The sequence below is a fragment of the Paenibacillus baekrokdamisoli genome, assembly GCF_003945345.1.
GTDB classification, from domain to species: Bacteria; Bacillota; Bacilli; order Paenibacillales; family Paenibacillaceae; genus Paenibacillus_Z; species Paenibacillus_Z baekrokdamisoli.
In genome coordinates, this window is the sequence record NZ_AP019308.1 from 5,420,895 (window position 1) to 5,445,152 (window position 24,258).

The 24,258-nt window shown below is 45.3% G+C and carries 23 protein-coding genes, 3 pseudogenes and 1 riboswitch; of the genes and pseudogenes, 19 read left to right on the forward strand and 7 right to left on the reverse strand.

Annotation, left to right across the window (positions count from 1 at the left end):
• Positions 1–460: 460 nt before the first annotated feature.
• From EKN16_RS23865 to EKN16_RS23880, 4 genes are all read left to right on the forward strand, one after another.
• Complete coding sequence (locus EKN16_RS23865; RefSeq protein ID WP_125663013.1) at positions 461–1,408, forward strand: helix-turn-helix transcriptional regulator; 948 nt, start codon at positions 461–463, stop codon at positions 1,406–1,408.
• Positions 1,409–1,475: 67 nt separating this feature from the next.
• Complete coding sequence (locus EKN16_RS23870; RefSeq protein WP_125663015.1) at positions 1,476–2,015, forward strand: DinB family protein; 540 nt, start codon at positions 1,476–1,478, stop codon at positions 2,013–2,015.
• A gap of 22 nt (positions 2,016–2,037) precedes the next feature.
• Entirely contained in the window at positions 2,038–2,544 is a 507-nt protein-coding gene (locus EKN16_RS23875) for an EVE domain-containing protein (RefSeq protein ID WP_125663017.1), read from the forward strand.
• A gap of 182 nt (positions 2,545–2,726) precedes the next feature.
• Positions 2,727–3,494 (forward strand): FlxA-like family protein, encoded by a 768-nt coding sequence (locus tag EKN16_RS23880; protein WP_164522966.1) that lies wholly within the window; start codon positions 2,727–2,729, stop codon positions 3,492–3,494.
• Positions 3,495–3,570: 76 nt separating this feature from the next.
• Here the strand turns inward: EKN16_RS23880 and EKN16_RS23885 are convergent, their stop codons facing one another.
• The 3 genes from EKN16_RS23885 to EKN16_RS33220 all read right to left on the reverse strand — a co-directional run bounded on the left by EKN16_RS23885 (position 3,571) and on the right by EKN16_RS33220 (position 5,839).
• Positions 3,571–4,293, reverse strand: coding sequence for an amino acid ABC transporter ATP-binding protein (locus EKN16_RS23885; protein WP_125663021.1), 723 nt, complete (start codon positions 4,291–4,293; stop codon positions 3,571–3,573).
• Positions 4,286–4,945: an amino acid ABC transporter permease gene (locus EKN16_RS33215; protein ID WP_232015983.1), complete on the reverse strand. Its 660-nt coding sequence runs from the start codon at positions 4,943–4,945 to the stop codon at positions 4,286–4,288. Before EKN16_RS33215 ends, EKN16_RS23885 begins: the two co-directional genes overlap by 8 nt.
• 102 nt (positions 4,946–5,047) lie before the next feature.
• Positions 5,048–5,839, reverse strand: a complete 792-nt coding sequence (locus tag EKN16_RS33220; protein ID WP_232015985.1) for a basic amino acid ABC transporter substrate-binding protein — start codon at positions 5,837–5,839, stop codon at positions 5,048–5,050.
• Positions 5,840–6,143: 304 nt separating this feature from the next.
• Positions 6,144–6,188, forward strand: a riboswitch (PreQ1 riboswitch).
• Positions 6,189–6,302: 114 nt separating this feature from the next.
• Between EKN16_RS33220 and queC the strand changes: the two genes are divergently transcribed.
• The 7 genes and pseudogenes from queC to hxlB form a co-directional block, all read left to right on the forward strand.
• Complete coding sequence (queC, locus tag EKN16_RS23895) at positions 6,303–6,968, forward strand: 7-cyano-7-deazaguanine synthase QueC (RefSeq protein WP_179955641.1); 666 nt, start codon at positions 6,303–6,305, stop codon at positions 6,966–6,968.
• A complete protein-coding gene (gene queD / locus EKN16_RS23900) occupies positions 6,965–7,414 on the forward strand; it encodes a 6-carboxytetrahydropterin synthase QueD (protein ID WP_125663025.1) in 450 nt (149 codons plus the stop codon). Before queC ends, queD begins: the two co-directional genes overlap by 4 nt.
• The gene (queE, locus tag EKN16_RS23905; protein WP_125663027.1) at positions 7,407–8,126 is read left to right on the forward strand and encodes a 7-carboxy-7-deazaguanine synthase QueE; all 720 of its coding nucleotides are present in this window, start codon (positions 7,407–7,409) and stop codon (positions 8,124–8,126) included. Before queD ends, queE begins: the two co-directional genes overlap by 8 nt.
• A 32-nt stretch (positions 8,127–8,158) precedes the next feature.
• Positions 8,159–8,656 carry a preQ(1) synthase gene (queF, locus tag EKN16_RS23910; RefSeq protein WP_125663029.1) on the forward strand — a complete coding sequence of 166 codons (498 nt, stop codon included), beginning with the start codon at positions 8,159–8,161 and terminating at the stop codon, positions 8,654–8,656.
• Between the two features lie 16 nt (positions 8,657–8,672).
• Positions 8,673–9,014, forward strand: a complete 342-nt coding sequence (locus EKN16_RS23915) for a winged helix-turn-helix transcriptional regulator (protein WP_125663031.1) — start codon at positions 8,673–8,675, stop codon at positions 9,012–9,014.
• 225 nt (positions 9,015–9,239) lie between these two features.
• Positions 9,240–9,512 (forward strand): annotated as a pseudogene (locus EKN16_RS23920) (orotidine 5'-phosphate decarboxylase / HUMPS family protein); the annotation flags it as partial.
• Position 9,513: 1 nt separating this feature from the next.
• Positions 9,514–9,891, forward strand: a pseudogene (gene hxlB, locus EKN16_RS23925) (6-phospho-3-hexuloisomerase); the annotation flags it as partial.
• A 107-nt stretch (positions 9,892–9,998) separates the two neighbouring features.
• Here the strand turns inward: hxlB and EKN16_RS33225 are convergent.
• Together EKN16_RS33225 and EKN16_RS23935 are read right to left on the reverse strand one after the other, a co-directional pair.
• A complete protein-coding gene (locus tag EKN16_RS33225; RefSeq protein ID WP_375782049.1) occupies positions 9,999–10,367 on the reverse strand; it encodes a transporter in 369 nt (122 codons plus the stop codon).
• An 88-nt stretch (positions 10,368–10,455) separates the two neighbouring features.
• On the reverse strand, positions 10,456–11,211 hold the full coding sequence (locus EKN16_RS23935; protein ID WP_125663038.1) for an FG-GAP repeat domain-containing protein: 756 nt from the start codon (positions 11,209–11,211) through the stop codon (positions 10,456–10,458).
• A 121-nt stretch (positions 11,212–11,332) separates the two neighbouring features.
• Between EKN16_RS23935 and EKN16_RS33820 the strand changes: the two are divergent.
• Both EKN16_RS33820 and hmpA read left to right on the forward strand, forming a co-directional pair.
• Positions 11,333–11,482, forward strand: a pseudogene (locus EKN16_RS33820) (chorismate mutase); the annotation flags it as partial.
• 131 nt (positions 11,483–11,613) lie between these two features.
• Positions 11,614–12,852: an NO-inducible flavohemoprotein gene (gene hmpA / locus EKN16_RS23945; RefSeq protein ID WP_125666611.1), complete on the forward strand. Its 1,239-nt coding sequence runs from the start codon at positions 11,614–11,616 to the stop codon at positions 12,850–12,852.
• Between the two features lie 76 nt (positions 12,853–12,928).
• Here hmpA and EKN16_RS23950 read toward each other — a convergent pair whose 3' ends face one another.
• Positions 12,929–13,816 carry a helix-turn-helix domain-containing protein gene (locus EKN16_RS23950; RefSeq protein ID WP_164522969.1) on the reverse strand — a complete coding sequence of 296 codons (888 nt, stop codon included), beginning with the start codon at positions 13,814–13,816 and terminating at the stop codon, positions 12,929–12,931.
• A 150-nt stretch (positions 13,817–13,966) separates the two neighbouring features.
• On the opposite strand from EKN16_RS23950, the gene EKN16_RS23955 reads away from it, so the two are divergent.
• Together EKN16_RS23955 and EKN16_RS23960 are read left to right on the forward strand one after the other, a co-directional pair.
• Entirely contained in the window at positions 13,967–14,977 is a 1,011-nt protein-coding gene (locus EKN16_RS23955) for a Gfo/Idh/MocA family protein (RefSeq protein WP_125663041.1), read from the forward strand.
• 93 nt (positions 14,978–15,070) lie between these two features.
• Positions 15,071–15,895, forward strand: coding sequence for a sugar phosphate isomerase/epimerase family protein (locus tag EKN16_RS23960; protein ID WP_125663043.1), 825 nt, complete (start codon positions 15,071–15,073; stop codon positions 15,893–15,895).
• A gap of 77 nt (positions 15,896–15,972) precedes the next feature.
• Here the strand turns inward: EKN16_RS23960 and EKN16_RS23965 are convergent, their stop codons facing one another.
• The gene (locus tag EKN16_RS23965; RefSeq protein WP_232015987.1) at positions 15,973–18,093 is read right to left on the reverse strand and encodes a helix-turn-helix domain-containing protein; all 2,121 of its coding nucleotides are present in this window, start codon (positions 18,091–18,093) and stop codon (positions 15,973–15,975) included.
• A 464-nt stretch (positions 18,094–18,557) separates the two neighbouring features.
• On the opposite strand from EKN16_RS23965, the gene EKN16_RS23970 reads away from it, so the two are divergent.
• The 4 genes from EKN16_RS23970 (at position 18,558) to EKN16_RS23985 (ending at position 24,211) form a co-directional block, all read left to right on the forward strand.
• Positions 18,558–20,243: an extracellular solute-binding protein gene (locus tag EKN16_RS23970; protein ID WP_125663047.1), complete on the forward strand. Its 1,686-nt coding sequence runs from the start codon at positions 18,558–18,560 to the stop codon at positions 20,241–20,243.
• 227 nt (positions 20,244–20,470) lie between these two features.
• Positions 20,471–21,328: an ABC transporter permease gene (locus tag EKN16_RS23975; protein WP_125666613.1), complete on the forward strand. Its 858-nt coding sequence runs from the start codon at positions 20,471–20,473 to the stop codon at positions 21,326–21,328.
• A 17-nt stretch (positions 21,329–21,345) separates the two neighbouring features.
• Entirely contained in the window at positions 21,346–22,224 is an 879-nt protein-coding gene (locus EKN16_RS23980; RefSeq protein ID WP_125663049.1) for a carbohydrate ABC transporter permease, read from the forward strand.
• Positions 22,225–22,252: 28 nt separating this feature from the next.
• On the forward strand, positions 22,253–24,211 hold the full coding sequence (locus tag EKN16_RS23985; RefSeq protein ID WP_125663051.1) for a family 10 glycosylhydrolase: 1,959 nt from the start codon (positions 22,253–22,255) through the stop codon (positions 24,209–24,211).
• Positions 24,212–24,258: the final 47 nt, after the last annotated feature.

The following is a 24,258-nucleotide window of genomic DNA, read 5'->3' on the forward strand; positions in this document are numbered from 1 at the left end:
ACCTCCATGAATTTCATTTAATGAAACTAAGTTTCATTATTAATTTATCATAAGCATGCTAATAATTACCACTATCGGTTATTGAAAATTGAGTAAAGAGCTGCATAAGGTTCTGACGCGGGGTGCATTTTATGCTCCTATTATTCATGGGTTGAAGCAATGTTATAATATAAACGGCTCTAAATCATAATCAGTGTGCTAGCCATCACGAAGTACCTAGCGAAGCGGACGGAATCGTTCTGAAGAAGCGATAGCGGTCGCCTTTGTCTCCGTATTTCTACCCCTGAGGGATAGAATCAAGAAATAGGGAGACAACAGCGATCGTAAGAATGATCCGTCCGCGCAGCGGGCTTCTACGCACCATGCTTCGCATTATCCAGCACTTATTTTAGTGTTGAGCCATATAAACAGTCTAGATTTGATCGTAAGATTCGATCTTATCAGAGAGGATGCGGCAAGCATGAACAAAACCGATCGTTTATTAGCCATCGTACTTGAGCTGCAGCGCAAGGGAGGGTTAAGAGCGGAAGATCTGGCAGCTGGTTTTGAAACGAGTACGAGAACTATATATCGAGATATTCAAGCTCTTAGCGAGGCAGGCGTTCCGATTGTTGGCACACCTGGGCTAGGCTACTACTTAATGGAGGGGTACTTTTTACCGCCGCTAAGCTTCACGGTGGAAGAGGCCGTGGCGCTGCTGATTGGCACGGACTTTGTCGAACAAAAATTTGACACCGGTTATGGCATGAAGGCGCAAAGTTCCAGAGAGAAAATCGAAGCCATTTTACCGAAGAGTGTTCGCCAAGAGACATCCAGGGTGCGTACGACCATGAGACTGCTGGCTGTAGGTGATGCACGTATTAGCGGACAAGAGAAAGAATACTTAGAAGCCTTGCGCCATGCGATATTGGAGGAGCAGAAGGTAAGGTTCCATTACTCCAAAAGCATGCCTGAGGCGGATGGGAATCGTCATAGCATTCGTACTGCTGCTCCTTATGGACTTGTGCTTGTTCGGGGATCATGGGTATTGATAGCACGATGTGATCTGCGGCAGGAGCTTCGCCATTTCCGATTATCTCGAATGAGCGATTTGACCGTTCTGGAAGACCTTTTCACGTTTCCATCTGATTTTAATTTGCTGGATCACAAGCCTGTAGATGATCGGCAGGTACTTGTGCGTATTCAAGTACACCCACATATCGCGGATAAAGTGAAGGAATCCAACAACTTCTTCATGGAAGCTTTCGAGGAACATGAGGATGGCTTGCATGTAACGTTTCGTGTCCGTCAGCCTGAGGATTTGCTGCATTGGGTGCTCGGCTGGGGAGCGAATGTCGTGGTGCTTGAGCCTGAATCGCTGCGAATTCAGGTTCGTGATGAAGCTGAAAAGATGTTTAAATGCTACTGACATACTGTTGTCAGTAGCATTTTTGTATAGTAAGAACAGATGAAGAAAAGGAGCTGTTCACAAGCCTATGAATACAACCGAATCCCTGCAGCATTTTGAAGAAATTACGGAACATTACCTTCAAGAATTAGATAGCTTTAGTATGGAGCAGTTGAGGTATCAGCAGATTGAGAACGAATGGTCGCTTGGACAAATGTACCTGCATCTGATTAACTCTTCTCTTTACATGCAGCTTCGTAATGTGGATCATTGCATGATACCAAGTGAGGACTCTGTTGTTTCTACAGGGGAAAAAACAGAGACGGGGAAAGCGATATTTGATCAAGGAGGCTTGCCGCCTGTGCGTATTCAAGTTCCGCCCTCACCGCAATACACGCCTGAGCAGCCCCAAAGCAAAGAGCAGCTCGTCGAAGGACTGAACGCTGTACTGAACCGAATGAGGGAGATCGAGCCGACGCTTGAAAAGGCAGATTTGCAGCATACCGCCCTCCATCCTCGATTCGGTGCGTTACATGCAAAAGAATGGTTTATGTTCGTCGAGATGCACTACCGTCACCACCTGCAGCAGAAGGACCGTTTGAAAAAGGAGATAGAAAGTAACACGTAAGGCTGCGAGTAGGAGTGGAAACATGGCAGAAGAATTAATACACGAGCAAAGGCGCTACTGGGTCGGTGTCGTTTCCGCTTCCCATGTCAGAATGGGCGTACAGGGTGGGTTCGCTCAGCTTTGTCATGGTAAGTCCGCACCTTTAAGGAGGATGCATCCTGGCGACTGGCTCATCTACTATTCTCCTCGAATTGATATGGCAAAGGGAGAGCCGCTGCAAGCCTTTACCGCGATTGGTCAGGTAGCCGATGATAGGGTTTATGAATATCAGATGTCGGATACCTTTGTACCCTATCGTCGGAATATCCGGTATTCTAACTGTGAAGAAGTGAAGATTATTGACCTATTGAACCAGCTTAGCTTCACTCGAGGGAACCGAAATTGGGGGTATCAATTCCGCTTTGGTCATTTCGAGATCGGATGTGAGGATTTTCTAACAATCGCCAAAGCTATGCTGGGTGATGTTCAGGGGATGCCGATCAATGACATGAAAGCATCAGGTAAGGAACAAAACGACAAGCCGGAATAAGACTGCCGCCGCAGATTTATTCCGGTTTTTCTTATCTATGTCTTTGGATGCAGCAATCGGGAAATGCGCTTTAGGTGGGTGCATTATTTAATTATTTTCCAGATGCGAGTCTATTTCTACTATAAAAATCCAGTGGGTATACCGATAGTAGAAATATATAACCTTGAAGAGGAGTCATACTTGTGAACCGAATTTCTAGCAATTCCTCACTTAATTCGTCACCGCTGCAGCATTCCAGTGTTGCAAAAGCTACAACAAACGCATTTGATAAACGAATAAAAGACTTAATGGAACAAACGACTAAACTAAATGAACAAATTGAAAAGGTCAATCAAAACAAAAACCTCGATGAGAAAATACGTATGGAAAGAACGACAGCGATTCGTGATCAAATCCAACAAATTGAGGCGCAAATCAGCCAAATAAGAGCAGAGCAATTGAGCAAACAACAGAAAGATTCCGATAAAGCGGATAAGAATAATGATGCTAAAGATGATACAAAGATGGATATTGCAATAAAAATCGGTGTGGCCTTTGATACTGTAAAAACGATGAATAAAACGAAGGGCCAAATGGAGCGGGAATCCCAAAACCTTAAAAATGATGTGCGAAAAGATCGTTTTTTTCTGGAGAATAAAGTCGTTGATTCCCCTGATGATATTCGGAGTCTATCCATGATGAAGGAGAATTTAGAATCGACAACAGTCAAAAGCAAACTTCACGCCAGCAATGAAATTGATGCGAAAATAACCATGTTAGACAAAAATATTAGTAAAGCGTACGACAAAATAAAAGATACGATGGGTCAGACTGTGCGAAATGAAAAGCAAGAGAATGAGATCGGTACTATTCCTGAGGAGCAGCCAATCGAAGATAATACGACTAAGCAAGATAGTAAGTCCGAGGGCAGTAAGAAGATTGAACACAAGCAGATTGATATCCGAATATAGGTCATACAGTGGGCAAAATAGAAACAACAACCCCGTTTCAAGCAACGGGGCTGTATCTTCGTATGCCTAGCTTTATCTAAAGAACCTTCTCAAGGAATTGACGTGCACGCTCATTATCAGGTCTTTTGAAAAATTGTGCTGGGGGCGCCTTCTCTACGAGATGACCTTTATCCAAAAAGTAGATGGTATCGGCTGCTTCTTGGGCGAACCGCATTTCATGCGTAACAATGACCATGGTCATCCCGGACTCGGCAAGGCCTCGAATGACTTCTAGCACCTCTTTAACCATCTCGGGATCGAGTGCGGAGGTCGGTTCATCGAACAGCATAATTTCCGGCTCCATCGCCAGACTGCGAAGGATGGCTACGCGTTGTTTTTGTCCGCCGGACAGCTTGGATGGGAAGGCTTCCGATTTATCTGTAAGTCCAACGCGTTCCAAAAGCTCCAGAGCTTTGCTGCGAGCTTGCTCCTTGGTCCAGCCCTTCACTTTCATGGGGGCAAAACAGATGTTATCGATGACGTTCATATGTGGGAACAAATGAAAATGCTGAAATACCATTCCGATCTTCTGTCGGACTTGTAGGATATTGGTCTTCGGATCTGTGATATCCTTGTCATTGATCGTGATTCGGCCGCTCGTAGGGGATTCTAACAGGTTTAAACAACGAAGAAACGTTGATTTGCCCGAGCCGGAAGGACCAATGACAGCTACAACTTCACCTTGTGTAATAGTCGTAGAAATGTCGTGCAGTACGGTTTGTTTGCCGAATGACTTCGATAGCTTCTCCACTTTAATCACTGCGACGCATCCTCCTCTCAAGAATTTGAGTGACAAAGGTAAGAATAAGCACCAGCACATAATAAACAGCCCCTACAAAAACTAAGGGTTCAAAATATTTGAATGTATCGGAACCCACCACATTTGCACGGCGCATTAGATCTTCGACACCAATGACCGATACAAGGGAAGATTCCTTGAGGAGCGAAATACATTCATTCACAAGCGCCGGAAGTATATTTTTAACCGCTTGCGGCAGAATGATGCTGACCATCATGGTCTTATAAGGAATCCCGAGGGACATGGCTGCTTCACGCTGTCCTTTGTCCACGGATTGAATGCCGCCACGGATCGTTTCTGACAAATATGCTGCGGAGTTAAGTCCAAAAGCTAACCCTGCGGCCATTAGTGGGGAAATATCATATTGGAATAATTGGGGAGTCGCGTAGTAGATCAGTACAAGCTGGAGCAGCAGCGGTGTTCCCCGAAATATCGACGTATACACGTTTGCGAACCATCGCAGCGGCCGAATATGGGAGATTTTGAACAAGGAAAGAATAGTTCCCCATATGAAACCAAAGAGCGCAGATACCAACGTAAACAAAAGGGTGATGGTTATCCCTTTCAGGATATAGGGAATATATCCGTTAAGCACACTAAAATCTAAATTCATTCCTCGACCCTCCTTAGCTTCTTTTCACTGTAATCATGCTAGTATATCCACGAAATAATGTCCCTAACGGGATAACCCGCAGGGACATTAACAGCGTTTTTCTTACTCAAACCACTTCTTAATAAGCTGATCTTTCACTCCATTATCGCTAAGCTCTTTCAATGCTTTGTTTATATCGCCCACTAATGGAGAGCCTTTAGGAAGGGCTATCGCATATCCCTCTTCCTTCTCAGCGGGGATAACAGTAAATTTCAAATCCGGATTGTCCTTCACATAGCCTTTGGCCACTGCATCTTCAATGATGGCCGCATCGATGCGATTCGATTTAAGCTCTTGAAACAGATCGGGGATCCGGTTTAGTTTTTTGATTGCGGCATCTTTGAGATCAGCAACGACCTGTTCTTGAGTAGATCCAAGCTGAACCCCTATTCGCTTATTCTTGAGTTCTTCCAGCGTTGCATAGGGCGCATCGACCTTCGAAGCAATGGTATTCTTCGCCACAAAATAAACGTCGGAGAAGTCTACATTCTTCTGGCGTGCCGGTGTGATCGACATGCCGGACATAACAAAATCCACTCGTTTCGACTGAAGGGCTGCTATCAATCCATTGAAATCCATGCTTTGAATTTTCAGCTCATAGCCCAGTTTAGTTGCTATAGCTCTCGCAATATCAATGTCAAAACCGATGATATCGCCGTTATTCTTAGCATCTACATTCTCGTAGGGCGGATAATCGGGTGAAGTACCAAGAATGAGAACCTTCTTATCCCCTGAAGACGATGCTGCTGGGTTGGCATTTGAGTTAGAAGCACTTTTACCGCTGCCGCATCCAGCAAGTGTAAGCAGTCCAATAAGCAAAATGGTAATGAGCTGTATACCCTGACTTTTTTTCATGATGTTCACTCCTGTTGTCCATTCTTTTTCTTTGCATAAATATGCAACTTTAAATATAACAGCTGAAGAAGCTGTCTTCTAATGGGAAAATATTCTTTGTTAAAAAAAGGAATACTTTCTCGCCAAAAAGTGGTCTTTACATATCATTTCCAGCTATCCTTAGGTTATTAATCTGTTTTTAAACTCATGGCCTGTTTGCCTAGAGGGGTGACATCTAGTCACTATTTTTTGTCATTTGAAACTTTAACAGCAAAAGTGATACAATTCATATAACAGCATACAATTCCAAGTGAAGTTTAGTGGCTTGGGAGAGGTTCTAGCGACACCCTCTATAAAAAACTAAGGAAACGGTTCCTCCTTGGGTACCGTTTTTTATTTTTTAAGAAGCTATTTTCATGCTTTTGTCCTAGAGTCTCTCGTGCGTTTGCCTAGTGAAGGGTAGAACAGAGAGGAGTTATATATGATGCAATCAAACAAAGCGATTGTCGTCTTTAGTGGTGGGCAGGACAGTACGACATGTTTGTTCAAAGCCATGAAGGAATTTGATACGGTGGAGGCAGTTACGTTCGATTACGGCCAGCGTCATAAGCTGGAACTGGAATGCGCTGCTCGAATTGCAGCGGAATTCAATATTCAGCAGCATGTGCTGGATATGTCTTTGATTAATCAGCTAGCTCCGAACGCACTAACGAGAACCGATATAGCTATCGAGCAGAAGGAAGGCGAGCTGCCTTCGACCTTTGTGGATGGACGCAACCTGCTGTTTCTTTCCTTTGCAGCTGTACTTGCGAAGCAGAAAGGCGCCAAGCACATTATAACGGGTGTGAGCCAGTCTGATTTCAGTGGATATCCAGACTGTAGGGATGTCTTCATCAAGTCGCTCAATGTCACGATAAATTTGGCGATGGATTATGAATTCGTCATTGATACCCCGCTGATGTGGCTGACCAAAGCGCAGACATGGCAATTAGCCGATGATTTGGGCGCTTATGATTATGTAAAGAACAATACTCTAACCTGCTACGAGGGGATCATTGCGGATGGCTGCGGCGAATGTCCGGCTTGTCTGCTGCGTGCCAGAGGGGTTGACCAATACGAAGCGGCGAGAAGGGAAGGGCGGCGACTATGATTCAGCAAATCTACCCATCGGCTGCGCATCCTTTCCGATATGAATTGAATAAAGACATGCAGTTTGCCGCCGCTCATTATGTCCCAAGTGAGAGCGCGGGCGCATGCAGCCGGGTGCATGGACATACCTATTTTGTCAATGTCACAGTCGCAGGAGACGAGCTCGATGAGAGCGGGTTTCTCGTTAATTTCTCACAGATTAAGAAGCTTATACACAACCGCTTTGACCATTCCTTGCTGAATGATCATTCCGCTTTATTTAGTGATGAAGATCCGAATCGTTATCCAACGACGGAGAATGTGGCAAGAATAATAGCCGAACTTGTCAGCGATTTTCTTGCCCAGACAGTTAACAAGCCGCAATGTGTGCAGATTTTTTTGAGGGAAACACCTACTAGCTATGTGATCTATCGTCCTTATGCGGCGGGAGGCAATCGTCATGAGTAGCCGTTTTCCCGTCATGGAAATTTTCGGCCCTACGATTCAAGGTGAGGGGATGGTCATTGGTCAAAAGACGATGTTCGTCCGCACAGCAGGCTGTGACTATCAATGTGCTTGGTGTGATTCAGCTTTTACGTGGGACGGCACGGGGAAAGAAGATATTCGGATGCTGACAGCGGAGGAGATCGCCGCGGAATTACGCGAAATAGGAGGTACTACTCATGTTACGATTTCCGGAGGAAATCCAGCGCTTCTGCCCCATTTGAACGAGCTTATTGATCGGCTGCATGAGCAAGGAATCACGGTTGCCTTGGAGACGCAGGGCAGCCTCTGGAAGAATTGGTTTTTGCAAATTGATGAATTGACACTCTCACCTAAACCGCCGAGTTCGGGCATGACGACAGATTGGTCGCAATTAGATGCGATTGTTGCTCAGCTCACAGAGCATGAACGGGCTTTCAGTCTCAAGGTTGTTGTATTTGATGAAGCAGATTTGCAGTATGCGGTCACGGTGCATGAGCGGTACAAGCAGGTTCCCTTCTACCTTCAGGCGGGGAATGACGATGTCATTCAGGAGGATACATCGGTCTTATTAAACCGTCTTATCGAACGGTACAAGTGGCTGGTGGACATGGTTATCGCATCCTCAGCACTGACGAATGTCAGAGTGCTACCCCAATTACATGCCTGGTTATGGGGCAATAAACGAGGCAAATAAGAATAGGCAGCGATGATAAGGAGAGATGGATAGTGGCAGGTCGTGACGAAGCAGCTTTAGAAGGAATTAGCCTATTAGGCAATCAGGGAACACAGTATGCGGCTACTTATACGCCATCGATATTAGAGGCGTTTGATAATAAACATCCTTACCGGGATTACAGGGTGAAGTTTAACTGTCCAGAATTCACAAGTCTTTGCCCGATCACGGGACAACCGGACTTTGCGACTATTTATATCGCATACATTCCCGATCTTAAGATGGTGGAGAGCAAGTCGCTCAAGCTCTATCTATTCAGTTTCCGCAACCATGGTGATTTCCATGAAGACTGTATCAATATCATTATGAATGATCTAATCAACCTAATGTCGCCGCGTTATATCGAGGTTTGGGGTAAATTCACTCCGCGGGGAGGCATCTCCATCGATCCATACTGCAATTATGGACGTCCAGGTACTAAGTATGAGGAAATGGCCTCATACCGCATGATGAATCATGACCTGTATCCGGAGAAAGTCGATAATCGGTAGTCAAGGAGTAGATGATGTGGGAGACCAACGGTTTAAGGATTCTGTAGAGACAACGCTTAAGGTTATCGGGGGCAAATGGAAGCTGGTAATCCTATGCCATCTTATAGATGGGGTAAGACGATTCGGGGAATTGAAGCGGGATATGCCCCATATTACACAGAAGATGCTGACTCAGCAGCTTCGTGAATTAGAGCTGGATGGCATTATCGATCGCAAAGTGTACACACAAGTACCGCCCAAAGTGGAATATTCCTTAACAGAATATGGCTTGACGATCAAGGATGTTCTTAATGTCCTATCCAAGTGGGGCGATCAGCATCAACAGATTATCCCGCCTTTACCGGCGGATGACAGGTAGTAGGATAGGAATCATTCATCAGAATTGAGAATCTCCAATCGAACGTTGGAGGTTCTTTTTTATTGGTTCTTTTTGTTTGTGATCGCTCCAATAAGTGTCGATAAGCCTCCCTATAGTATCCAAATGGGTACTACGTTACAGAAAGGTGCGTACTATCTTTTTCAAAAGTTAGGTCGTAAAATAAGGCGAATCAAACAAACTACTTACTTTAGGAGTGAAGAATCCATGAAACTTCAATTAGCGTTAGACCTGGTCAACACCGAAGAAGCAAAGCAGTTGGTGAAAGAAGTGGAATCCTATATAGATATCGTTGAGATCGGTACGCCGGTCGTCATTAATGAAGGACTGCGAGCAGTTACTGCAATTAAAGAAGCCTTTCCACATCTACAAGTACTAGCAGATCTGAAGGTTATGGATGCAGCGGGCTATGAAGTGATGAAAGCTTCTGAAGCAGGCGCGGATATCGTCACGATACTTGGCGTAGCTGAAGATATGACCGATGGGTATCGATGCGCATGTTGTTGGTGAAACGGTAACTCCTAGTCTTGGGAAAGAGGACATTCTGCTGATTGGTTCCGGTTCTGGGGAGACGAAGTCGTTAATACCCATAGCTGAGAAGGCGAAGCATTTAGGTGGAACCGTTGCTGTATTAACGATTGCACAGGAATCGACCATGGGGCGGCTAGCGAATCTTGTCGTGGAGCTGCCAGGCTCACCCAAGGACCAAGCCGGAAGCGAGTATCCGACGATCCAGCCCATGGGAGCCTTATTCGAGCAGCTTCTCTTGTTATTCTGTGATGCTGTTATCTTGAAGCTGATGGAGAAACGAGAATTAGACTCTACAACGATGTATGGCAGGCATGCCAATTTAGAATAAAGCGAAGTTAATGGGGCTGTCAAAAAATGAATGGAATAAACGAACAAAGATGCCTGATCATATGATCCTGGCATCTTTGCTCGTTTATTAGGGTTCAGTGTACCTATTTAGAAGCAAGTAAAAGTAGTAATTTGGTTGAGATCCATCCCTTGATACATCCAGAACCTACCGTTCCATCTAAATCCAGCGACGGATGTACGTCCTACGAATACGGGATAAAACCAGAATTGCTGACCATTTCTGAGCCAGATATAAGTGTTTCGAAACAAACAACCGGCGATCGCGCCGGGGTCAACAGCAAATGCAGAAGCAGCAGGCATTTGGGGTGTGAATGATGGAGGTGGAGCTGTTGGGCCTTGTGAACCTTGCGGTCCTGATGGTCCTGATGGTCCTGATGGTCCAGGTGGTCTTGGCGGTGGAGGGGGCATGAATCCCATTAGAAATGTCACTCCTTCTTGTGTGGGCTGCAACATCATATGCAAGTGAGAATGTGATGGATTGGACGTATGGCCTCTATTATTCGCCTTTGAGTGCTGGGTGGAATCATTATTTGGTGTAGATAGGCTATAAAAGTACAGCTAACTTGGTACCAAGTATCGATACGAGTAGTCTAGAGGATGTAAATTGATTGCCTGACCATGTCAGAAGATTATCGACATACCCGAGCGTATCCGCATTGATAGTGCCGATAATTCGCTGCATGGCTAGTAGATCGAAGCTCGTCACCTTATCATTCGAAACGATGGGGCTGAGTGCTCCTAGAGCAAGAACCTCGCCCTTGGTTGGCTGCTTTAGCTTCCCATCCTCATTATAATACTGGGATAAATAATCAGGCCCTTTGGTGCTGATGTCTATGATGAACAAGATGTCAAGCTGGGGACTGGATACACTTACCTTATACTGATCCTCGTAGAATACATTGAATTTGTATTCGTTATTATAGGTGTCCACATCAAACAGCTTGTGCAGCCTGTTATCCTTGAACGAATAGATGTAGAAGAAACCGTATCCTCCGCTGCCTCCGGAATCGATACTGACGAGGATATCGGGGATATGATCCTTATCGAAATCCCCAAGAAACAGTCTCGCATTGTATCCGGCATTGTTTGGGAAGCTGACGGTCATGCTTCTGTTCGAGTGGCCATCTTGAATGACTAGTGTAATTTGGTCAGCAAATTCACTCGCAGCATCAGCCTTATTGCCAATTAGATAAACAAGATCAAGTTTTCCATCTCCGGTTACGTCCCCTCGCTTCCTGTCCAACACGACTCTGTTTCTTGTAAAATATTCATAAGCATGTGTATGGTAAAGCGTGCTCATCTGGATGCCCCCTATTCTAAAGTCAATCCTGCTCCTGCCTATACGTATGTGGGCAAATAGCAAATGGCTTGTGTGTTTGCCCAGATTACGGAGAGATTCGAGTTAAACCGAAGAGGTTGGGAATTATAAAGCAATAAACAAGCTACCAGCGCAAGATCAAGCACGGGAAGCGCAGCAGTTCGCAAAAATCAGCCAGTTATCCGAGCAGTATGGCTTAAATGCGAAATATTCCTCGCAGGTATATAGAGTCATTATTGACAAAGATGGATGAGCGGCTGCGAGTCCTCTGCTATGCAAAATTCATCAATCGTTACCTTTTACTGTGATTGCAATCACAGTGCTCATAATCTTTCCCACGTATACTTGGTTCATATGTTGATTCAAGAAAGTGAGGGTATCATGATGCTAAACGAACAAACGATACAGGTGATCAAATCGACAGTACCGGTACTCGAGATACATGGAACGGCTATTACGAAAAGGTTCTACGAAAGGTTGTTCACGAGTCATCCGGAGCTGCTTAATATTTTCAATCACGCCAATCAGAAACAGGGCAGGCAGCAGGCTGCGCTCGCTAATGCGGTATACGCCGCTGCGGTTCATATCGACAAGCTAGAAGCTATTATTCCGGTAGTGAAGCAAATTGCGCATAAGCATCGCAGTCTGGGCGTGAGACCGGAGCATTACCCGATTGTAGGCGAGCATTTGCTTGGGGCAATCAAGGAGGTGCTTGGCGATGCAGCAACGGAGGAGATTCTGCAGGCATGGGCGGAGGCATATGGCGTGATCGCGGACGCTTTCATTGGCATTGAAGCCCAAATGTATGAGCAGACCGAGCAACAGTTAGGCGGCTGGGCAGACTTTAGAGCCTTCAAGGTAGACAGGAAGGTTAAGGAGAGCGATGTGATTACTTCGTTCTATCTCATTCCAGAGGATGGCAAGTCGATTGCGAGCTTCGAGCCTGGACAGTATATTAGTGTAAGAATGTCTATTCCCGGTGAGCCGAATACGCATATTCGTCAATACAGCTTGTCCGATTCACCGGAGAAACCCTATTATCGAATCTCTGTGAAGCAGGAAGTAGAGACTAGAGATAAGCCTGCTGGCCATGTGTCCAATTACTTGCATCAAGAGGTTAAGGAAGGCGATGTATTATGGCTGTCTGCGCCTGCTGGCGATTTCGTATTGGATCAACAGGATGAGCGACCGGTCGTACTCATTAGTGGCGGGGTAGGCTTGACGCCAATGGTGAGTATGCTAAATACAATGGTGGAGAAGCAGCCGCACCGTCCTGTAACGTTCATCCATGCTGCCCAGCACGGCAAGCTTCATGCCATGAGGGAATCGGTTGAGCAGCTAGCTCGCATACACCCTCAGCTGTCAGCTTATTGGTGCTACAACCAGCCGACTGATCTTGATAAAGAGACTAATGCCCATCATCGAGAGGGTTATATTGACTCAAAATGGCTTCAATCGATTGTTCCTACGCGAGATGCTGGCTTCTACTTCTGCGGTCCGACTCCGTTTATGCGGGCTGTGAACGGTATTCTGAAGGAGTGGGGCATTCCGCAATCTGATATTCACTTTGAATTCTTTGGTCCGGCCAGCAGTCTGGAGCCTGTAGGTGCGGAGATAGGTTAACCTCATAAGGTCGCAACAAAGGATAGTTTTGACGGGAATCCCGTCAGGACTATCCTTTGTTGCGTATTTTGCGGGTCTATGACATGGACTCGTTCCTTGCTTTAATCGTTCTGGCATATTCCGTCGGCGTCATGCCAACCGTTTTCTTGAAGTGTCGCGAGAAGTAATGGATGCTGCTGTATCCGAGGAGATTCGATACTTCTGTCAGATTGTATATCTCTTCGCGAATGTATTTTTTGGCGTGCTCGATTTTCAACTGATTGACATAAGCGATAATCCCGATCCCTACAGTTCGCTTGAACAGGATGTTCATCTGTGTTCTGCTCATGCTGAATTGCGCGCACAAGTAGTCCAACGTCATTTTGCTCGACAAATTCCGTTCGAGATATTCGATGATTTGCTTACTCAGATGCGCGCTTTGATTTTCTCTTGTTGTCGATAACAGTGCGGCTTGTGGCATGTCTGACCGTTCATTGCGTATGATCAATATAAGTAACTGTTCCAGATAGATTTTGAAAAGCTGCTCTGCGGCGAATGGTGCATCTTGCTTAGGCGTGACCGGGAACAGATTCAGACCAAAGGAATTCAGAGTTTCCTTCATTAATCTCGCTAACACCGCATGCTCAACTTGTCCAATGCGAAACAGCTTATGTTCGTCAAAAAACTTCATCGCCTCGTTATCGCAGCGAAACGTCACAATGAACAAATTTGGCGCCTTATTGCCGGTGCTCTCCAATTGATGGTACTCATTCGGACTATGAACGAGTATATTACCCTGATTGAGCCGATAGTAGCCTGATTCTGTATTCGCGTTCACTTCACCTTTATCCACGTAGACCATTTCCCAGAAATCATGACTTTCCCCGTTATACCGTTGTTGATTGGATAACTCGAAATAGTAACAGGTGTAGATGTCGTTAACGACAATCTGTTCACTGAGTCTATAAGGTATAAAGTCCATCATCAGTTCCCCTCCGATATAAGTATAAATAATCCATTCTATAATGCAAATGGAAATGCAAATAAATAGATGCATTATCTAAATCAAGTGAATGAATGAAGTGATAGTATTGTGACTGTCAGATTGCATACCAGATAAGGAGATGACAGTACGATGATTAAAGTCGGATTGATCGGTTTGGGGTCGATGGGACGTGTGCACCTGGATATCTACGCGCGGCTTGAGAGCGAGGGATTTCCGATTAAGCTGGTTGCCATTTATGATGTCGATGAGCAGAAGTTTAGGGGGAATACCCAGGAGAGCAACGTAGTCGATTTGGGTACGGCGTACGACTTGTCCAAGATCAACACTTATACGGATTCAGAGCTATTTTATCAGGAAGAAATGGATATGGTGGATATTGCGCTGCCCACTTATTTGCATGATGCGTTCACGATCCGATCATTGAATAAGGGGCTTCATGTGCTATGCGAGAAACCGATTGCGCTAGATTCGGACAGCGGGACGGCCATGGTGGAGGCTGCGGCGGCATCGGGGAAAAATTTGATGATCGCGCATTGCCTTCGTTTCTGGCCTGAATACGAGTATTTGAAAAGTATAATAGACAGCGAAAAATATGGAAAAGTAAGGGTGGCCACCTTCTATAGAGGTGGCAATGTGCCGGGATGGTCCTATGAGAACTGGATGCTGCAGGTAGATAAAAGCGGCGGCGCGCTCGTTGATTTGCACATTCACGATGTAGACATGATCAACTGGCTGTTCGGCAAACCGGAAGCGGTATCGGCGCTGTGCAGTGAACATTATGATATTGTCTCGGCGCATTTTCGTTTTTCGGACGGGAAAATCATTCATGCACAGGCAGATTTATCGCTGCCGGGGGAAGTCGGGTTCGAGATGAGTTACCGCGTTCATATGGATACGGCGACGCTTGTGTTTCAAGATGGCAAATTAACTGTCTATCCGGCGGATGGGTCGTCCTGGGTCTATGAGCATGAAGGGAATCTTGGATATTATCGAGAAATCAAATATTTCGCGGAACGACTGCGGAACGAAGAGGCTGTAATAACGTCGCGGCCTGAGGATTCTCTTCTTGCGCTGCGGATCGTCGAAGCTGAGCGGCAATCTTCCGGCAGAGGCGGGCAATTCGTGCCGATCGCCGAATGATGAAGACGGCATGCATCAAAATTCGAATGCATGATGACAACAATACGCGATTCAAAGAATCACTAACTTATTGCATTATAGGAGGCAGTTATTATGGAAATCGGCGTCATTCATTTACTTGACACAAGTGTGAAGGGGAATATGTTTCAGGTTGTCAGCGAATATGGCTTTCATGTCTGTCAGCTTTGCGGGTGGGACAGCGAACTTTGTACACCTGAAGTGGCCGAACGCGTAGTCAAAGAAGCACGTGAAGCAAATGTACGCATTTGCGCGATATGGGCAGGTGTTCCGGGTCCGGCGGAATGGAATTTTACAGAGGGACCCGTCACACTGGGGCTTGTACCTGAGCAATATCGCGAGGAACGGATCAAGGCGCTGAAGGGATGGGCGGACTTTGCGGCATGGGTTGGCGCGCCTGCGATTATTACCCATTGCGGATTTATTCCGGAGAATATGACAGATCCAGAATATCCGCAAGTTGTAGCTGCGATTCGCGAGGTGGCGGCCTATTGCGAAAGTAAAGGGATCGGCTTCTGGTTCGAGACCGGCCAAGAAACGCCGATCGTGCTGCTTCGCACCATAGAGCGGGTCGGCACATCCAATCTGGGCATTAACCTGGACCCCGCGAATCTGGTCTTGTACGGCAAAGGCAACCCGATTGACGCACTTGATACGATCGGCTCCTATGTGCGCAATATTCATGTGAAGGACGGGCTGTATCCTATCGACGGTGACCGGCTAGGCGAAGAAGTGCGGGCAGGCGCGGGGAAGGTGAATTATCCGGTGTTCATACGCAAGCTTAAGGAAATAGGATTTACAGGCGAATACATTATCGAACGCGAAATATCGGGAGAGGAGCAGCGGAAGGATATTTTACAGACGACAAACGATTTGAAGCTGTGGATGCAGGGAGAGTAGACTGAAAATGATATCGAAGCTGAAAGAACCGTCAAGGCGTTAGCCCCTGACGGTTCTTTGTGATAATCGGACCTGTATCAGAGGATTGTTGGAATCTGCAAGGATGTGTCTGACTCCGCCCGTTTCTCCAATCGGTACTCGCCGGGGGTGACCCCTGTAATTCGTTTGAACATCCGTGTAAAGGAATTCGCGTTGTGATAGCCGACTTTATTTGCGATTTCATGAATTTTATCATCTGATTCAACCAGAATAACCTTTGCTTTGCTAATGCGAATATCCTCCAGGTACTCGTTAAACGTCTTGCCGGTCTTGTTCTTAATATATTTCCCCATATAACCAATCGAAATATTAAGTTTGCTGGCGATGTCCTCCTGACTGATATCTTCACCGCTGTGACGCTCCATATAGGCTAGGACATAGTCGACAATGGGATCCTTGTCAGCCTTCTTGTTGTTGATTAATGCGACGGCCCTCTCGATCAACACACGATAGAAAAAGAAATATTGGTCTATGGTTACGAATTCTTTTATTTGTTCATAAGGGGCGAGTTCAGATAGCAGATCTCCGACCTCGATTTTCTGCGACATCAGCACCAATAATATTTCGGAACTGATGTCATTCGCCATCTTCCTGTATTCAACAGCTCTTCCTTTTGTATGAAGACGCTGAAGCAGCCGATGAATGATTTGCATAATGTCGGTTGCATTTCCTGCTGCCAAATGTGCCGACAGCTTCTTAAGTTCGGACGGTGGAATCTGGAGGCCATTTTTCTCCCCGTCCAATTCGGTAATTAACTGTGTATTCGCATTGAGTTTGCGTTCGTGGATCATTTCCAACGTTTCTTCGTAAGCGTTTGTGAAATCGCTATGATTTCTCAGTCGCGGATTGGTGGCAATCGTGACGTAGGACTCGTTCTGATCATTGAACAGCCGAACAAGATCCTGCAGCGTTGCGAACAGCATTTCCTGAATAGGAAGGGGATCGTCATCGAAAATAATGGAGACCATCAGGTCCTTCTCGATCTGCAGCGTCTCGGACTGTTTAAAGCGCAACAGTATGGTGGAGTTGATTAAATCTACAAAATGTGCCGTTTTATTCATTTCCGCAGCCGATATTTGCTGACCGCTTCGTATGGATTGTAGCTGGTACATCACAAAGTAGAACGGCTGGGTATTATCAATCAGATTTTGCATTTCCTTATGTTCAAGGGGAATGTTTTTGACCTTATTCCAGTAACTGTATGTTTTCAACAAAGAATCTTTCATTTGCAGATCCTGATTGATCTTCTGTGTAGAGACGATAATCGACTTCAGCTTGTCTCCGATTTGGGTATATTCGCGGATCGTGCTATTGAAGTTGAAGTTGGGATTCATTTTCTGCAGGGATTCCAGCATGCGTTGTACGGGAAGCTTGAACCGGATACTGAACAGGATCGAGATTAAAAGACTGACTACCAGAGACAAAGCAAATAAAATCAGCAATAGCAGGCTCAAACGGGATACCGTAGAGGCGATTTGCTGGTTTGGGGTGACACTCACATAGGTGAGTTTGGATTTCTCGCCGGTCTGATAGAAATAATAATTGTTATTATTCGAATCATAGGCTTCTCCATTCCCTGCAGCCCGAAAATTTGTAAGCGCTTTTATTAATGAAGTGCTGAAGAAGCGCTTTCCGTGTTCGTCCTCTATATAGAACAAATTATTATCTGAGAAGTGAGAGTTTAAGTAGATCTCATCTGCATCTATAAAAGCGGCGATATAGCTATTCTTCTGAAGCGAGTTTTTGACAATGACAGGGAAGTAAGTTCCTGCCTGTTCGACCTTTCCGTTGATATTTCGTTTCTGGAACTGAGCGGCCGGAAATATCCTCATGTGGTAATCTTCCTCCAGCTGTTTCTTCCAGAATGCGGCATTGTATTGGGGATTTATATAATGATCTTCAAACATATCGGCAACCTCTGTTAGTCCTCCCTTTTCAATGATAAAGGAATAACTGTCATTATAGAAAAACAAATTATCTAGATTCAAATTATTGTAATTGGCTAAAATCACCTTAATCTCACTGGTAAGGTTATTCATTGCCATGAAATTTGATCTGTTACGTTCGAGTAACGGGATATTGGCACCGAAAAACAAATTGGAAGCGATATCGTCCAAGAGCCGAAATTGTTTCTCATAATTGTTTACGGTGTTGCTCAAGTTGAGTTTATTGTACTTGATGATTTCCGTCCGAAGGGTGTTCTGAAAAAAGTTGAAGGAGAGCAAGTTGAAGATGAAGGAGATCAAGACGATAATCACAAAGCTAAAAAGCAGCTTGATAAAGAATGAGTTTCGTTTCGATTGCAGATACATGAACATAACTCACGCTCCTTGTTGTAGAAATATACTATTATTATATTAGGTTTCATGTACAAAGCGAATCTGCATTATTCATTCTATTCTTCTTTCTCCGATCATTATTGCAGATTACAAACTCATTAACCGTACATTTATTCATTTATCGATCTTTACTGGGCACATTGTCGCAATGGGAATAATAGTACGGGTATTGCGTCTATCTAGGAGAGAAATTGCACCTTTATAATCAAAGTGTGCTCAGATGGAACAGGTCAGGAGCACCTGCAATACCGCTTGACCAATATTGATGCAGGGGGTAACAGGAAATGAAAAAAGGAAACAGACGTTTGATCAGTTTCATGCTTGCAACGATTTTAGTAGTATTGTCCGCTTGCAGCAATAGTGGAGGGGACGCAAAGCAATCTCCCAGCACGAGCAATACGCCAACCAACTCTGAAACTCCAAAGGTCCCGGAACCGGAGAAACCGACCAAAGATGGGAAGTATGATCCGCCCATTACGTTGACGACGGTGAGAACTTTGGAATCGACGGTCAAGTTCGCAAATGGAGATTCCATGGAGAACAATGTATGGACACGTGCTTATGAAGAAGAATACGGCATTAAAGTTAAAACCTTATGGGCTGTAGATTGGAGTCAATGGGAGCAAAAAATGAATTTGACGATTGCTTCCGGAGAAATTCCGGATTTCTTCCGAGTAAATGCAACGCAGTTCAAACAGCTTGCCGAAGCAGGTATGATTGCCGATCTAACTGACGTCTATAATGAAAACGCTTCCGGCAGCCTAAAGAGCTTACTGAACGAAGAGGGAACAATGGCATTAGATTCCGCCACCATTGATGGCAAGCTTATGGCCATCCCCTTTACGAGCCCAAGAAGGGAAGGCTCGCAGATGGTTTACATTCGCACCGATTGGCTGAAAGCCTTAAATCTTCCAGAGCCAAAGACGATGGATGATCTCTTGAAAATCAGCGAGGCGTTCTCCACTCAAGATCCTGATAAAAACGGTAAGCAGGATACCTATGGGTTGGCGGTGGATAAAGACTTTGCACTTTTAAACGGCTTTTTCAACAGCTTTCACGCTTATCCGGGCATTATGATTAAAGATAGTGACGGCAATCTGACCTCCGGAGTCATTCAACCTGAAGTGAAGTCCGCTTTGGCCAAGCTGCAGGAAATGTTCAAAGCGAAGCAAATCGACCCAGAATTCGGAGCGAAAGATATTACCAAAGTATTTGAGATGATTGCTAACGGCAAGATCGGAATGATGTACTATGCCTATTATGCGGGATTATACCCGCTGCAAGCCGCTAAAGACAAAAATCCTTCCATGGAATGGAAAGCGTTTCCGATTATGTCGGTTGACAGCAATCCTGCCAAATCCCAAGTAACATTGGGCGTAGATAGCTATTGGGTTGTGAAGAAGGAAGTCGAACATCCCGAAGCAGTTCTCAAAATGCTCGACTTCTGGGTTAAAACGTTCTATGAGAATACGTCGGACGAGATTTATCAGAAGTTTAATACTACACCCGAGGATGGCAACCAGGTCTGGCTTCTCAATAATATTGCGGCATATAAAGCATTCAAGAACGTGGATGAAAGCTTGAGGATCATTAAGGCGCTTGATTCTAAAGACACATCAAAGCTAAATCCCGAGGATAAAGGCGTTTACGAGAAAATCCTGAAATTCCAATCCGGAGATCTGACCAATTGGGGCTGGAACCTGATATTCAATAAGGGGCAGTCCTTATCGATATCTGATTATTACCGAACGAATAATCTCTATATCAATGATGAATTTACAACGTCGCCTCTTGAATCCATGGTCGAGAAAAGTCCAGTGCTTGCCAAGATGCAAGCGGAAACATTCACCAAGATTATTCTTGGGCAGTCTCCCGTGAACGAATTCGATAATTTCACTAAGCAATGGCTGGGGCTTGGAGGCAAAGAGATCTTGGCCGATGTGAATCAATGGTATAAAACGAAAAAATAATTATACCCAAGTAAAAAATGCCATTGGCGTCCTTTAGGCGCTGATGGAGCTTTGCGGAGACAATTCAGAAAAGTATAGCGAGTGTTATACTTTCTTTCTGAATTGTTGAATAAGGGGGGGAGTATTCCGTGTATTTCTCGCCCCTTGTTTTGTTACGAACATTTGTCAAGTTGAACGGAGGTGAACGGACTTTGTCTAAAAAACTGGTGAACTGGCCACTGCATCTTATGATTTTGCCAAGTCTGGTTCTCGTCTTCATATTTAGCTATGGACCCATGGTCGGAATCGTCATTGCCTTTCAAAAATTTATTCCTGCCAAAGGGATTTGGGGCTCTGAATGGATAGGATGGGATAACTTCAGGTATGTCATAAGCTTGCCCGATACCTTCAAGGTGTTGCAAAACACGGTCTTTATCGCCCTGATGAAAATCGTTACGGGCCTCATCTTTCCACTTACGATTGCCTTGCTTATTAACGAAGTTCTAAACAAATTCGTTAAGCGCTCGATCCAGACGCTCATCTATTTACCCCATTTCTTATCCTGGACGATATTAGGCGGCGTGCTGATCGATATTTTGTCACCCTCGCTCGGGATCGTTAACGATATGGTCAAGATGTTCGGGTTTAAGCCTATCTATTTTCTAGGCGACAATAATTGGTTCCCTTATGTACTTGTCGCCACCAATGCATGGAAAGAAGTCGGGTTTAGCACCATTCTCTATCTAGCTGCCTTGACCAGTGTAAATCCGGCATTATACGAAGCGGCGGTAATGGACGGTGCAAACCGCTTGCGACAGACATGGCATATATCACTGCCCGGCATGAGACCGATTATTATATTGCTGGCTACGTTAAGTTTGGCGAGTGTTCTCAATGCAGGCTTTGATCAGGTTTTCGTGCTCTATAATTCGCAAGTCTATGAGAGCGGAGATATCATTGATACCTATGTATACCGTATGGGCTTGATTAGTGCGCAATTCGGACCCGCGACAGCGATTGGACTGTTCAACTCCATTGTTTCCTTTGTATTAATATCTATCGCCTATTATCTGGCCTACCGTTTTGCCAAATACCGTATTTTCTAGGAAGGAGGGGTAAGGAAATGCGGGAATCCAGATGGAGAGCAGGTTTCCATGTCTTTAATTATACTTTTCTCTGTTTAATCTCTATTGCTTGCGTGCTTCCGATGGTCCATGTCCTCGCGCTGTCTCTGAGTTCGAATGCTGCAGCTTCAGCGGGAATTGTCCGGTTGTGGCCGATCGGATTTAATACGACATCTTATTCGTACGTCATGGAACAAGCCGCTTTTATCAACTCGTTTGTCATCTCATTGAAGCGGGTTGCTATAGGCGTATCGATTAACATATTGCTGACGATCTTGTTAGCTTATCCTCTGTCCAAGGAATCCCATAAATTCAAATCACGGACGATTTATGCCTGGTTTTTCGTGTTTACGATGCTATTCGGCGGGGGTCTCATTCCCGCTTATATGGTCATTAGGACAACGGGCTTGCTTGATTCGATATGGGCGCTTGTCCTCCCGGGAGCTGTACCTGTATTCAGCGCGATCTTGCTGCTCAACTTCTTTAGAGGATTGCCCAAGGAATTGGAAGAAGCCGCATTCATAGACGGTGCCGGACATTTCACTACGCTGTTCCGAATCTTTCTCCCTCTCTCTACTCCGGCCATTGCTACCATTGTGCTGTTGTCGTCTGTTGGACATTGGAACAGTTGGTTTGATGGGCTCATCTATATGAACTCGCCGGATCATTATCCGCTGCAAAGCTATTTACAGACCATTGTAATTCAGAAAAATTTTTCCGGATTAACAGACTTGAATTCGGAGATGCTGCGACAAATTTCGGACCGGACGGTGAAGGCTGCACAAATTTTTCTGGGTGCTTTGCCAGTTCTCGTTGTTTATCCCTTTCTTCAAAAGTATTTCATGAAAGGCATCGTGATGGGGAGCGTTAAGGAATAAAAAAATGATAGATAGGTGGAGGATTTAAATGCGATTCAGACAAATACATCTCGATTTCCACAATCATGGATCCGTTAAGATTGGGGAACAGTTTTCCAAGCGGCAATTTCAGGAGATGCTTCAGCTAGGCCATGTAGATTCGATTAATGTGTTTGCGAAATGTTTCCACGGCTGGGCTTATTACGACACACAGAAATTCAATAAGCACCCCGGATTAAAGTTCGATTTATTGGGTGAAATGATCGAGGCAGCACATGAGATAGGTGTCAAGACGCCGGTCTATATTAATGTCGGATTAAGCGAAAATTTGGCTCTGCAGCATCCGGAGTGGTTGACCCGCGACGAGAATGACAAAACGCTCTATGATTCAGGATTTATGCAGCCCGGTCTTCATACCTTCTGCTTTCACTCTCCTTATTTGGAATATATTCTGCAGCTGACAGAGGAAGTGGTTGCCAAATACGATGCGGATGGGCTGTTTCTAGATATCGTTTTTCCGAAAGCTTGTTATTGTCATCATTGCAGAGGAGCTCTGCTGGAAGAAGGCAAAGATCCATTAAATCGAAACGATGTTATGGACCTGGCAGAGAGGGTATACGCCAATTACACAAGTCAGCTCAATGAGCGGGTATGGAAAATCAAGCCCGGTCTCGATATTTTTCATAACAGCGGCATTAGGTGCGGGCGCCGGGATATGGTAGCGATGAATAGCCATATTGAAGTGGAATCGCTGCCTTCCGGCGGATGGGGCTATGATTATTTTCCGATTTCGGCGAGATACTTCCAACAGTTAGGGAAAAAGGTTGTCGGGATGACTGGACGATTTCATATGAACTGGGGCGAGTTTGGCGGGTATAAGCATGCGAATGCCATTCGGTTCGAAGCGGCATTGGCTCTTGCGCATGGAACGCACTGCTCCGTAGGCGATCACTTGCATCCCGATGGAATCATGGACCCCATTGTCTATCGAATGGTCGGCGAGGCTTACCGGGAGGTGGAAGCCAAGGAACACTGGTGCACGGATGTGACAAATGTAGCAGATGTAGCCTTACTCTCGCTAGAGTCGACTGGACTCGAGCACGCCAGGATGGGACTCTCGGATACGGGAGCGTACCGTATTCTCCAAGAAGGCAATATCTTGTTTGATATCGTGGATATGGAATCCGACTTCCATCCATACAAAGTGATTATTTTGCCTGACAGGGTCAGAATTACGGATTCACTCGGCGTTAAGCTAAACCGTTATTTAGATAACGGCGGCAAGGTATTTGCGACAGGAGAGTCCGGACTCAACTCGGCAGGGGACGCATTTGCGCTTGATCTGGGAGTGGAGTGGGTAGGGGTTAATCCGTACAAACCTGATTTCTACAAACCGTATGAGCCATTGGCTAGTTTCGGAGAAGGATCATTTGTATTTTATTCGCAGGGACAGAAGGTTTCATTAAACGGCGGTAAGGAACTGGGCAACAGGGAAGATCCTTATTTCAACCGTGGCTTACATGCCTATTACTTCACTCATACTCCGAACAGCCGCAATGATGCAGGGCCTGGGATGGTTGAAAGCGCGAATGGCATTTACTTGGCATGGGATGCGTTCGAGGATTACGCGGAAAACGGCAGTTTGTTCGTTAAGGAAACGGTGCTTTATGCGCTTGAAAGATTGCTGGGCGCAAGTAAAGTGCTAACTACCAGCTTGCCTGCCCAAGGCGTTGTAACGCTTCAGCATCAGACGAAGGATTCCCGGTACATTAATCATCTTCTGTATGCTTTTCCGGTTAAGAGGGGGAGAGACAAAGAAGTTATAGAAGATATAACGCCGATCTATCAGATTGACGTCAAGCTTCAATTGCCTGAAATCATTCGTCGCGTATATACCGTTCCGCAGCTAGAGGACATTCCTTTCGAGCAGGATGGATCGTCCGTTCGCTATCAAGTGCCTGTTATAGACTGTCATCAGATGATTGCGATTGAATATGACAAAGCTTAATGAAGCGGATGAGGTCATGCGCGAGGCGACATTTGAGAATGAGAACC